Origin of the sequence: Lacrimispora amygdalina (assembly GCF_003432035.1) — a bacterium.
GTDB classification, from domain to species: Bacteria; Bacillota; Clostridia; order Lachnospirales; family Lachnospiraceae; genus Lacrimispora; species Lacrimispora amygdalina.
In genome coordinates, this window is sequence record NZ_QOHO01000026.1 from 83,913 (window position 1) to 96,618 (window position 12,706).

General features: G+C 32.8%; 13 protein-coding genes and 1 pseudogene. 12 read left to right on the forward strand and 2 right to left on the reverse strand.

Annotated elements, in window-relative coordinates; translation table 11 throughout:
• The first annotated feature begins 2 nt into the window (after positions 1-2).
• From DS742_RS09465 to DS742_RS09495, 7 genes are all read left to right on the forward strand, one after another.
• Positions 3-1,424 carry a sensor histidine kinase gene (locus DS742_RS09465; RefSeq protein WP_117416748.1) on the forward strand — a complete coding sequence of 474 codons (1,422 nt, stop codon included), beginning with the start codon at positions 3-5 and terminating at the stop codon, positions 1,422-1,424.
• A gap of 113 nt (positions 1,425-1,537) precedes the next feature.
• Positions 1,538-2,632 carry a hypothetical protein gene (locus tag DS742_RS09470; RefSeq protein WP_147325747.1) on the forward strand — a complete coding sequence of 365 codons (1,095 nt, stop codon included), beginning with the start codon at positions 1,538-1,540 and terminating at the stop codon, positions 2,630-2,632.
• A gap of 372 nt (positions 2,633-3,004) precedes the next feature.
• A complete protein-coding gene (locus DS742_RS09475) occupies positions 3,005-3,217 on the forward strand; it encodes a hypothetical protein (RefSeq protein WP_117416750.1) in 213 nt (70 codons plus the stop codon).
• A 227-nt stretch (positions 3,218-3,444) separates the two neighbouring features.
• Positions 3,445-4,377: a hypothetical protein gene (locus DS742_RS09480; protein ID WP_117416751.1), complete on the forward strand. Its 933-nt coding sequence runs from the start codon at positions 3,445-3,447 to the stop codon at positions 4,375-4,377.
• A 368-nt stretch (positions 4,378-4,745) separates the two neighbouring features.
• Entirely contained in the window at positions 4,746-5,387 is a 642-nt protein-coding gene (locus tag DS742_RS09485) for a class I SAM-dependent methyltransferase (RefSeq protein ID WP_117416752.1), read from the forward strand.
• 408 nt (positions 5,388-5,795) lie between these two features.
• Positions 5,796-6,272: a DUF2975 domain-containing protein gene (locus tag DS742_RS09490; protein WP_117416753.1), complete on the forward strand. Its 477-nt coding sequence runs from the start codon at positions 5,796-5,798 to the stop codon at positions 6,270-6,272.
• Between the two features lie 10 nt (positions 6,273-6,282).
• Positions 6,283-6,504, forward strand: coding sequence for a helix-turn-helix domain-containing protein (locus tag DS742_RS09495; protein WP_117416754.1), 222 nt, complete (start codon positions 6,283-6,285; stop codon positions 6,502-6,504).
• A gap of 249 nt (positions 6,505-6,753) precedes the next feature.
• Here the strand turns inward: DS742_RS09495 and DS742_RS09500 are convergent, their stop codons facing one another.
• Positions 6,754-7,191, reverse strand: a complete 438-nt coding sequence (locus DS742_RS09500; RefSeq protein WP_117416755.1) for a hypothetical protein — start codon at positions 7,189-7,191, stop codon at positions 6,754-6,756.
• Between the two features lie 498 nt (positions 7,192-7,689).
• Between DS742_RS09500 and DS742_RS09505 the strand changes: the two genes are divergently transcribed.
• The 5 genes from DS742_RS09505 to DS742_RS09525 all read left to right on the forward strand — a co-directional run bounded on the left by DS742_RS09505 (position 7,690) and on the right by DS742_RS09525 (position 12,433).
• The gene (locus DS742_RS09505) at positions 7,690-9,135 is read left to right on the forward strand and encodes a sensor domain-containing diguanylate cyclase (RefSeq protein ID WP_117416756.1); all 1,446 of its coding nucleotides are present in this window, start codon (positions 7,690-7,692) and stop codon (positions 9,133-9,135) included.
• A gap of 510 nt (positions 9,136-9,645) precedes the next feature.
• Positions 9,646-10,209 carry a TetR/AcrR family transcriptional regulator gene (locus DS742_RS09510; RefSeq protein ID WP_117416757.1) on the forward strand — a complete coding sequence of 188 codons (564 nt, stop codon included), beginning with the start codon at positions 9,646-9,648 and terminating at the stop codon, positions 10,207-10,209.
• A gap of 102 nt (positions 10,210-10,311) precedes the next feature.
• Complete coding sequence (locus DS742_RS09515) at positions 10,312-10,893, forward strand: class I SAM-dependent methyltransferase (protein ID WP_117416758.1); 582 nt, start codon at positions 10,312-10,314, stop codon at positions 10,891-10,893.
• A gap of 15 nt (positions 10,894-10,908) precedes the next feature.
• Positions 10,909-11,703: an SDR family NAD(P)-dependent oxidoreductase gene (locus DS742_RS09520; RefSeq protein WP_117416759.1), complete on the forward strand. Its 795-nt coding sequence runs from the start codon at positions 10,909-10,911 to the stop codon at positions 11,701-11,703.
• Between the two features lie 271 nt (positions 11,704-11,974).
• Positions 11,975-12,433 carry a hypothetical protein gene (locus DS742_RS09525; RefSeq protein WP_117416760.1) on the forward strand — a complete coding sequence of 153 codons (459 nt, stop codon included), beginning with the start codon at positions 11,975-11,977 and terminating at the stop codon, positions 12,431-12,433.
• 1 nt (position 12,434) lies between these two features.
• Here DS742_RS09525 and DS742_RS09530 read toward each other — a convergent pair.
• Positions 12,435-12,706, reverse strand: a pseudogene (locus DS742_RS09530) (hypothetical protein); the annotation flags it as partial.

Here is a 12,706-nt window from a genome sequence, read left to right on the forward strand (position 1 = left end):
AGATGAAAGGAATTAAAAAGAGATTATTCTTAAATTACTTAATCGGTGTTTGCTTAGTACTTTTTTCTGTTGAATTAATTTTTATGATATCTATAAAAAATTATTATTATAAATCAGTAGAACAAAGTCTTAATGAAAAAGCTCAATCTTCAGCCACACTTTATAATCAATATTTAAACAAAAATTATGCTAATCTTAGTGACTCATTAGCACCACTTGTTGAAAATAATACTGAACAGCAAAATATAGAAATTCAAATTATAGATAAAAAAGGCAATGTTCTTTTAAGCAGCGGAATAGTATCGGCTGAAAAAATACAAACGAATGATTTTCAGAAAGCACTTAAAGGTGAAGTATCAACCTGGACAGGTAATAACATTGATACTAATGAAAAAGTTATGTCTGCATCAAGTGCAATTAAGGATTTAGATTCCAATACAATAGCAGTTATAAGAGTTGTTACATCTTTAGAAGATGTGAATAACCTTACTTTAAAGTATTTATTTTTATCAGTGACTTTATTAATTGTAATTTTAATTTGTATTTTTATATCAAGCACTATTTTAAGTAAAACAATTATTGAACCTGTAAAAGAAGTTAATGATATAGCACGTAAGATGTCAAAAGGGCAATTTAATGAAAGGATAAACAAACATTATAATGATGAAATTGGAGAACTTTCAGATACTTTAAATTATATGGCTTCAGAAATTTTGAAAGCAGAGGAGACGAAAAATGATTTTATATCTTCTGTTTCCCATGAATTAAGGACTCCGCTTACAGCTATAAAAGGGTGGGGAGAAACAATTCTTACCGGAAGTTTTGAAGATAAAGAAGAAATTGAAAAAGGGTTAAAAGTAATATTAAGAGAAACGGATAGACTAAAAAATATGGTAGATGAACTTTTAGACTTTTCAAAATTAGAAGGCAATAAGCTGGTTTTGAATAAGGAAAAAACTGATATAAAAGAAGAGATAGAAGAAATATTAAGATTATATGATGGAAGGGCAATAAAAGAAAGAATTTCTCTTCAGACAAAATTTACAGAAAATATCCCAGAGCTTTCAGTAGACAGAAATAGATTTAAACAAGTAATTATTAATATTTTAGATAATGCTATGAAGTTTTCACCGAAAGATTCAAACATACTAATAAATGTTTCTACTTTAGAAAATGAGCTGATTATTGAAATAATAGATAATGGCTATGGAATAGCTAAAGAAGATCTTCCGAAAATTAAGGATAAGTTTTTTAAAGGTAATTCAAAAAAATCCGGTAGTGGCATAGGTTTAGCTGTTTGTGATAAAATTATAAAATTACATGGGGGCAGCTTAGAGCTAAAAAGTGAGTTAAATAAAGGAACTAATGTAATAATTAAATTGAGGATAAATGAAATAGATGAAAGAAAATATTTTGTTACCTAATTGTAACCATAAAGTATCCTAAATGTAATTAATAAGTTTAGAAAATTGTGTATAATAATATTACAAAGTGATTTCAAGTTGTTTTTATAAATAGGAAAGGAATGAATATTATCATGAAAAGAAGAGTAATAACAATAGCTTTACTTTTAAGTTTGACGGCTATTTTAGGAGGGTGTAATAAAAGTCAAAGTGTGGTAAATAATATAGAAAACACAAGCTCACCAGTTGAAACTACTGCTAAGGTAAGTACTAACGAAAACAATTCTATTACACAAACTAAGAGTTCAACTGTTTTGACAATGACTGAATTATTAAATAAATTGCAAGGTGAATGGTATAATTTAAATGATGAAAATTCCATTAGTGAAAATGGTGTGCAGCGTTCGATAATGATTGAGAAAGAGGAAAATGATTATACACTAGTAGACATTTTCCCAGATACAGCTCTCTCATACAAAGTAAGTAGTATACAGTATCTTGGAAATAATAATTCATATTTAATTACAACTCATAATGGAGACGATCAGAATAATATTGGCTTTACATTTAATATAAGCGATGATTTTAAAAGTATAAATATTACTTCTGATTATGATAAAGATGTTAAGTATGTTAAGGCCACTGATGAGACGAAACAATATGTACAAATGCTTCAATTAGTAGGAACTTATAAGGATGATCAAAATAAAGAATATGTTTTTAAAGATGGAGGTATTGCTACATGGCCAAATGAAACATTTAAGTTCTCAGTTTCATTCATAGAAAAGATTTTTCCAAATTCATCACCTTCGAAAGAAGTATATAATTATATAATAGTAAATGATAATAATGGAAAAGAGACTATGAGATATCTTTATGAGATTATTGGTAATAAACTTACTATATATAAAACAGCATTAGATAAAGAAAATAACTATATAAAGGGTGCGCTGGTTGTAACTTTAACAAAGTCTAATGGAACAACAGATTTAATTCAAAAGGCAATTGATATTGTAGGTAAAAAATATAATGCAGTTGTAGACTATAAAGTTGAAAGTGGAGTTATGATTTACAAATCAGATATAGGTGAAATTTCCATTGATTGCTCAGGTCCAGATAAAACAAATAAATATAAAGTTAGTATATTTAAAGAAAGTGCCAGTAGTTCGGATATCTTTAAGGAATTCAATGTAGATGTTATAAGTGGAAGTGTTGAGGAGATTAAATAAAGTTTTTTGTAGGATCATTCCAAGAGAATTATTGAAAGACCTATCAAGTACATTTACTTTCAAAATCGGCAACCGATTTTACGCCAACAAGAAGAAACCAGACCTATGGCTTGACCGGAACAGCGGGAATTACTATGATGAATTTAGCGAGAATCCCTAAAACGATAATTCATCAGACGTTGTCTGTTAAATTAAGCAAGTACACCACAATAACAAATAAAAAATTAAATAATATATTCCAATCAGCCTGTTTTATAGTATAATAAGTCCATACATTGCTATGTACTTACGATTCCTATAACGCAGGTTTTTTTATGAAAGGAGCCTGTCTATGGGAAATGATTTAATTGCAAGGAACTGGGCACAGGAATTATGCAGAGAAAACATTCACAGGAAGAGATGACGAAGTTAGAAATGGTTTTGGACAATACTTTGGATGTCTCAGACGCCACCATTCAGGAACGATTTAATAAATTCCATGATAAGTTTCTAAAGTCAAAAAAAGATATAGAAATAGACGTAAATGCAAACGAAGATGAAGATACTGCCAAGCATACAAGAAAAAGCAAAAAGAACATCGTTTAAACGAAATTGGTGTTGTTATCCAATGAACCTAGATTCCATAGGCCTTTGCAAATCAAAACAAACATATGTTAGCACGTCTTATTATGTATATCAGGTTACGCCTTATGAGTTGTAGGAAAGGGCTTGGAAATTCCCACACTCCCCACATTGCGTAGTTTGCTGTCTTTTGTCGAAACAATTGACATTGGGTAATGAGAATTAGAAAGTCGAATAAATGGAGATAAAATATGGATATTGAAAAATTCTATGCAAAGTGTTTTCAAGGAAATGTTCTTGAAGCCATTGATTATTTAAAGTCTTTTGAAAATAATAGTGAAGATATTCTTGAGTTAGAACGAAAGTATATACATAGATTTGTAACTCAAGATGAGGTTCTTAAATTCGACTCAGAAGACCCTTGGATCCAAGAGGTTTTGAAATGTTATTATAAATACTATATATCTGTATTGACAAATAATGATGTACAAGAATCCGAAAAGCAGCTGACTATTAGTTTAGCAAAGACTCTTATGATTAATGAAGGTACAGATTTAGATGAAATCGAAACAAAATTGGAAAGTATATTTAGAGAAAAGGGTTATTTTTTTTTAGGCGGCAGAACAACACCTTATAGAGGTCCTTATATCTGGAAAACAACAAATAAAGAAGACTTTCTTGTAGAATTACCATGTGGTAATCAAAAGTTAACGGTATTTTTTATTTCAGAGTTTCTAATGTTGAGTTGGTTACATTTTGCAACCTTTGGAAGACATCACGCAGGTGGATGGGCGAAAGAAGAAGGGATTTATTACGTTAATACTGATAATAAGGAAATAGATACACAATCTGCTGATTTTCAGGTTTGGTTTCTAAAGCATGAAGCTCAGCATCTAAGTGATTATGCTAAGTATCCAAATTTGGAAGGAGCAGGTTTAGAATATCGAGCAAAACTTGTAGAGTTAATTTACTATCCTGATACATTTAAAAAATTAGAAACTTTTATTAATCAATCAAAAAATGATAAGTCCTTAGCACATCCATATGCAGCGTTCTTGATTATCAAAGGACTATCAAATGTATTTTTTGGTGAAGAATTTGTTGGAGATTTAGAAAAATGGAGAGCCTATGATTCAAGTTCAATTTCTAAGGAAGCGTTGAATTTATTTATGGAAAATGATTAAGCTTTATGTGGAGAAAACTATGAAACTGGAGTTGATTGATAGAAATTTACAAGAACTTTCATTTTGATGATCTAAAGACCAAATCAAGAAGAGAAAAATTCCAATGAAACACAACTTAAAAATCTCCAGGTGCCACAGCTCTTTTTCTCAGTGATTTTACAGAGCGAACCAGTGAATTTTAATATGCTGAATTTACTAAAATTTACAACTGGACATACATACATAAAATGCGGGTTCTTCCCGTAATTTTATAAAACAGATAGTTAGGTATTACTAACCTGAAGACTAGCGGGAAAAATCAAGGATTAAACACTATATAATTACAATAATGCAATGAAATTAAAAAAATCGAGAGGAGTATAGATATTATGAATGAGATACAATATAAAAAACTGTCAGTAAAAGAATTTGATGAAGTTGCAGAAAAATTTGATGGAGACGATCCGAGTATTTACAATCTGTGTCGTAAGGACTATCCAGACATTTTGGCAGAGTTGGAAAAGGAACATTTTCAAGACATGCTGGATGCGGGGTGTGGAACGGGTGCTGTAATTGCATTGTTAAAAAAGAAATATCCAGAAAAGAATTATACAGGAATTGATCTGTCTGGAAAAATGATCGAAGTAGCTAAGAAAAAGAAGCTGGATAAAGTGATCTTTGTGCAGGGAGATTGCGAAAACCTTCCTTTTGCCAAAGATACGTTTGATGTTATTACCTGTTCCATGAGCTTTCATCATTATCCAAATCCAGATCGGTTTTTCCAAAGTTGTAATAGGATATTAAAATCGGAAGGAAGACTGATTCTTCGAGATATGACATCCTCAGAAATGCTGCTTTGGTTTATGAATCATATTGAAATTCCTTGCGTGAATAAATTGTTTCATAAGGGTGATGTACACCTTTATAACAAAAAAGAACTTATGCTATTATGCAAAAATGCGAATATGAAGCTGGAATTGTTTGAACAAAGACCGGGTATGAGACTTCATGCTGTCTGCAGAAAATCTTAGCCTGATTGGAATGGAACTTATCCACAGTGAAATAGTATATATGCCCCCAAAGCTGGAGAGTATCGAATACATGGCAACTACGTATTCATTGCCCAGAGTGCAAGGACACGGAGGAACCATAGTTTATAAAAGATAATGTAATATCTGCATTGATTCTCGGAAGTTTTGATTCAGAACCAGTTAAAAATACATTTAACCCAAAACTGCGTTTCGCTTACAAATATTTACTTGTCAATTTACGAAGTTGCATCTCGCTTTACAAAACTGCGTCTCACTCTGCAATTAAGTCAATTTCGATTATAAAAAATGTACCAACATATATTATACAACGAAAAATAATAAATATTTATTGATAATCGATAAAACTTATGTTATTCTATACAAATAAATATAAGTGAGGTGTATTTTATGAAACGATGTTCAACAATATTTTTAAAGATATCTGTTATAATTATTGGAATGCCTGTGCTTGCTTTATGCATTTATGGATTTTCCTGGTTAGCACATAACCCAGTAAATCCGGATTATGTTCTTATATTATATCCCATTGTAATAGGCATGTATGTATCAACAATACCGTTTTATTTTGCATTATTTAAGGCGTATAAACTATTATGTTATATTGACAAGAATGAAGCTTTCTCTCAATCTTCTGTTAATACATTAATATTTATTAAATATTGTGTAACTATAATAAGTCTTTTATATTTGATAATAATGCCATTTGTTTATCTCTTAGCTGATAAGGACGATGCCCCAGGCCTCATAATCTGTGGAATGGTTTTTATCTTTGCATCAATGGTGATTGTTTTCTTTGTGGCAGTTCTTCAAAGACTTTTACAAGATGCTATTGATATTAAAATGGAAAATGATTTAACGGTGTGAGGAGAATATCATGGCAATTATTATTAATATTGACGTAATGTTGGCTAAAAGAAAGATGAGTGTAACAGAACTTACAGAGAAGGTTGGAATAACGATGGCAAATCTGTCTATTTTAAAAAATGGAAAGGCAAAAGCTATTAGGTTTTCAACTTTAGAGGCAATATGTATAGCTTTGGATTGCCAACCCGGTGATATTATGGAATATAGAGGTAATAAAGATATCCCCAAATAAAAGATTCTCTTATTCGTGTAAATAAAACTCTCGTTTATCAGACATTTGAAGGAGAAGAATTTGGACAATACACTGGATGTTTCAGATGCTACTATCCATGAACGATTTGAAAAATTCCAAGAGTCAGATAGAGAAAGATAACATTGTTTATTTGCCTGAAATTACAAACGCATACTCCTCCTATACCTAAAAACATATCTGTTTAAATTGAAAAGGTCACAGAAAAAATTCGGTGTCGTTAGGCGAGTCCTATTCTACAATAGTGCCTATTATATGATAACTACCAGTGAAATTGCGTTCTGTTATTATAATGCTATAATTCCCTTTTGTGAGTGTCACGGTATCGGAGCCAGATTGATATTCTTTCATTGGGTACACAAAGTCTTTTGTGTCCCGATCTTTTATTCCAAGCTTGAAGTCTCCAGATTCCCTTGATACGGTAATAGTGAATTCGGTATCATCCGCAACTACAAAATCATAACGTAGTGGTTGAGCATATGCAGAGTTTTCAATTCGATACAATTCTTTTGGTAAATCCAAAATTTCTTCATTGTTATTAATCGTGTTTTCCTTTGAAGTATTATTTTCCATCTCAGAGAAGGAGGACTTATCAATAGATTCGCTGGATGCACATCCAACCAATATAAACATTAAATTAATAATTAAAAATATACAGATTCTCTTCATTTTAACCTCCATAAACGTAAATAAACATATAACCATGCAACTATTGACTCAATCATACAGCATATGCATGGATTGTCAACAATTTCCTGGGTTTATTTATGTCCAGGAGCGGCAGACTTTAGAAACTGTAATCAATGGATAGTTCTTATATTGATAGCATTCTCCCCCAAATCCTCCAAATAGTTGATGGATGTGGTGACTTAACGAAGCTAAAAGATCTTGGCATGGATATCTACTGAAAATGCTTTTTTACTTAATTTTCGAAAGCGTATAATTATATTGTAGAAATGACGTGGTTTATTGTATATAATAAGAAAGATATTCTGGCTGGTATATAAAATTATAAATATCTGGTAACGTAGTACAGATATCCAGAACGGATAGAAAATTGGGAATTAGATCATCACAGTTATAAGGACTATATCAAAATAATAGAAAAAATGAGAACATAATACAACGTAAATAAAAACACCCAGGGTATGACCAAGAGGAGCAAATATGAAAAAGCATATACTACTACTCAGCAATCTTATTATCATCATTTCCATTGTAATTGGATTTATCGGTATCGTTTATCGGGATACCACAGCGTATCAGGATCTGGCGGAAAAACATTTGGAAAATATCTTAAGCCTTGCCAATAAGGATATTTCCAGCCATGTAGAAGACTCTATGTCTAAGCCAGTGATGGTTTCCAAAACAATGGCGAATGATGAATTCCTGAAAAAATGGCTTTCACAGGAACCCCAAAATGTTGGAAATGATACATACCTGAAACAGTTATATAATTATTTGAACGCGTATCGGAATAAATATGGATATACCACGGTGTTTTGTATTTCAGCAGAAACTGGAAATTATTATTATCAGGACGGCTTTAATAAGACAATTTCAAAGACAGATGATCATGACATCTGGTATTATAATTTTATTAAATCCGGTAATGAATATGATTTGGAAGTAGACACCAATGAGACAAAGGATGATTATATTACGGTCTTTGTAAATTTTCGTGTAGAAGGCAGTGACGGATCACTTCTGGGTGTGATTGGAGTGGGATTGCAGGTTGATTCCCTGGGTGATACGATCTATTCTTATGAAAGAGATTATGGCTTATCGGTTCATATCATTAATGTGATGGGAGCCGAAACTTCTTTTAAAGGGAATACCGATATTTTTATCAGTGAAGAAGACCTCCAAAAACGGGTTGGGATTACAGAAAGCCTTCAGTTAAACAAGTCTGAAACCCCGGTCATGCAGTGGTACACATCGGACGGGAAGCGAAAATGCCTGATTACACAGTATGATAAAATGCTTGGCTGGTATTTGGTCCTTGAGATGGATACCAGTTCCATTAGACAGGTGTTTCAGGAACGCGTAAAAAGCAATGTGTTTTTTATGCTTGTTGCACTGGCTGCCTGTATCGTGGTTTCCACCTCTGTTTTTATCAATTGCAATATGCGTATTGTTAAGATTGAGAATACGGATGAGTTAACGGGACTTCCCAATCGGAAGCAGTTCTCCAAACGCTATCTGGCATTTCTACGAAAGAACCGGAAGACGAAAAAAACGCTGTTTATGTTTGACATTGACCGTTTTAAGGGTATTAACGATTCATATGGCCACATATTTGGAAATTCAGTCATAGCAATGGTTGGGGAAGACTTACAAAATGCAATTAGCGAATATGGAATCGCAGCAAGATGGGGGGGAGATGAGTTTTTCGGTGTCTTATTGGTAGGAGTGGATGAAGCAAAGCAAATCATGGAACGTTTAATGGACTCATTGAAAAGCGAGGAAAAGAATGAAAATTACCATGTGACCATCAGTGTGGGAATTTCTGAGGTGGATGAAGACCTTAGTATGGAGCAGATGGTTAAGAAGGTTGATGAGGCGCTATATCATTCCAAAGAAAACGGACGGAATCGGATTACAATTTTATAACCATGAGGAAGGAGAGGTAATAAAATTAGCAAGTGTGTAGTAAGGGAGCTCTTATGAGAAATAAAAAAAGCTCCCTTCTGAAAAAGAATTATTTATCTAATTCATTCCAAGAATGAAGCTATTTTTTCCCAGAGACACAAAATTTATTGCACTATCGTTTACACAAACTTTGAAACAGTCTCGGCTATCTGTTTGGTTTTTTATTTTTTAATGATTGGCATCCAAAGCTCAGTTGTTTATGACCGAACGGTCTCCGTCAAGCTGAACTGTGACAACAATCCATGATGTAAATGGTATTTCTAAAATCTTAAATTGGTTATTCACCCTGGTTTCAGGGAACTCCCAGCCGTACATAAAATATCTGTTACAGGCTTCATCTCAAAAATGAATGCCTGCAACAAGTGAATTTTCGTTACATCCCACTCGGTGTTTTTTGTTATAAGGTTAATGATAAAAATTCATTGACTAAAATTCATTCGTAAACTATAATGCATTTATAGGAGGCAGCAAATGAGAATATCAAAAGAACCAGAAGTCCGTAAGCGTGAAATAGCAGATAACGCCATGAGATTATTTTGTGAAAAAGGTTATGAGGCAACTTCCATGAAAGACATTGCAAGAGCAGTCAATGTCGTTCCAGGCCTTTGCTACAACTATTTTAAGTCAAAATATGAATTATATGAATATGCCATCACTTTGTATGCGGATGAGTGCATTACCCCTTTAATTGATATACTGCAAGGGGAGGAAGAATCACTGGATGCATACTATAAAAAAATAGTGGCTGTTTTTATCCGAAATGACGGAAAAGAAAAGTATCATGATTTTTTTCATAAAGATGGAAATCAATTATTTCACAAGCAGCTAGAAATAATAATGAATGATAAGGTTCAGCCATATATAGAGAATTTCATTGTCCGCCTTAACAAAAAGGGACAGTTAAAAGTTGAAGATCCTAAAAGTGTATCAAGGTTCATTGTATATGGGCAATCCCCGATTGTAAATGATGATGCCCTGACACCAAAAGAAAAGGCAGACAAAGTAATGTCGATTATTAAGTTATTATTGAAATGACAGATGACAGATACCTCGGTGAATATCCGGGGTAAAAAAATATTTTATGAATGAATAAAAGTCAATGAAATAAATTCATTAAAATCACGGAGGTAAATTTAAATGGCCTTAGGTTATGAAAACGTATCATTTTTGTACAGACTCATCGATGAATTAGGCAATAACAGATTATTTAGCTTTATATATAAAAAGCATATTAATCAATTAGGCATTGAAGGAAATGAAATTATTTTGGATTTTGGGAGTGGTTCAGGTGCAGGATCCAGACAACTGGCAAAAAAACTTTATAAATCAAATGGTCATTTAACTTGTGTGGATATATCAGAATACTGGATGAAAATAGCAAAAACACGAATGAGACATTTGGATAACGTTGATTTTTTTGTCGGCCAGCTTCCGGAGCTTAAATTAGATGAAAAATCATTTGATATTATATATATTTTTTATGCATTGCACGAGGTTCCAAAGAAACTAAGAAGCGGGATCGTAAGTGAATTTTTCAGGGTTTTGAAAAATGAAGGAAGATTACTTATAAAAGAACCACAAAGAGAAAATGATGGAATGCCTGTTAATGAAATAGAAGAATTAATGATGTGCAATGGATTTTACAGAGAGAGTTGTAACGTGTCTAGAGGTACATACAGTGCGGTTTATAAAAAGCAGTCAATAAAATCGAATAAGTGAATTAAGGAGAAATCAATGAAAAATATGGCGTTAATAACAGGTGCAACCAGCGGACTTGGTTTGGCTTATGCAAAGGAATATGGGAAAAAAGGATACAATCTTATTATTACCGGCAGAAGGGAAGATAAGATTAGGGCAAATGCAGTAAATATAGAGAATACGTATCACGTAAAAGTTAAAACAGTTATTGTAGATCTGGCAAATGAAGAAGGAGTAAATATTCTTCTTAATGAGATCCGGGATGATGAGATTGAAGTATTAATTAACAATGCAGGATTTGGATTGAAGCCTGTATTTTCAGAAGTGTCAAAAGAAGACAGGGATGGTATAATGTTTTTACAAATGAATACGGTTGTTATTCTAACCCAGCATATATTAAAACAAATGATGGTCAGAAACAGGGGAACTATTATTAATATTTCTTCCGATGGCGCATTTGCAGTAATGCCAAGAAATATTTTATATTCTTCAACCAAATTATTTATTCTTAATTTTACAGAAGGCCTATACATGGAACTGATCGATACCGCTATTGATGTGCAGGTGGTATGCCCTGGCTTTATTGATTCTGATTTTCATGAAAGTGCCGGAATGAATGTAATCAAGAAGAAAAAAGGATTTATGAAATTTATGGATCCGGAGGAAATCGTTAATCTGGCTATGAGAGATTTAAAGAAGGGGCGGGTAGTAAGTGTGCCTGGTCTGGATGCAAAGATAGTTCGAATCATGAGTAACTTTCTTCCCAGAAAAATGTTTTATAAAATAATAATTAAATTCACAAGAAAAAGAAATGTAAAACTACACAGATAGAAATTCCAGTCTGGTTTAAGCACTGAGAGTCTATCAAAGATTTATGGATATTACTCATTTATGATGTTAAGGCAGTGGGCGGCACTTGCGGGATATGGGTAAAAGTTATCGTTAATAATTCTTAAGATAATAACGTTTCACTGACAAATATTTACAGATAATTTACATATTTTTACAAAATTATAACATTCATTGACTCACAGTTGCTTTAGAATATATACTCTAGCCAGATCCGAAAATAATTAATACAAATATAAGGAGGTCTGGATCTATGAAAAAAAAGTATATAATGGTAACCGCATTATCTATGGCTATAACGATAGGTAGTGCTATGTCAACATTGGCTGCAGGATTCGAGAGCACATCGCAGGGGATGAAATACAGGTGGGGATCTGGCGATTATTGTACGAATAACTGGGTCAACTATAAAAGCCATTGGTTCTTTTTTGGCAATGATCAGCTTATGCGTACCGGGTGGATTCAAAGGGATAACACCTGGTATTACGCAGCCGATACCGGTGAGCTTCAGGGAGGCATTATGAAAATTAATGGGAATGTCTACTATTTTAACACCAGCACTCTGAAAATGGTGTCAGGTCCCTACAACTATAATAATGAAACACATTATTTTACAGAAAATGGAACCACGGATAAGGGTCCTTATGTCTATACAGAATGGAATAGCGATGGAACCATCAAACGGGGGACAAAAATCGGGGTTTTCCGTTAGTTTAGGGGATTCCCTTTTCAAGGTTTTCATACCCGGAAGAAAAGAAGAATACGTCATCTTCATCAAGGATTGAAATTGACATTCCCGGAACACCCGATATTCGACAGGCATCATTCAGCAACGTTTGTATGGCAGCAGACTGGGAATCTGACATTGCATTGCTTTGTGTCGGGAATGATGAGAATAATATAAGTATTATTAATACAAAAGTAATGGTCTTTTTCATTACCAAATTATACCACCTATCAACATAAAAGGGGCTGTAAAAAAACT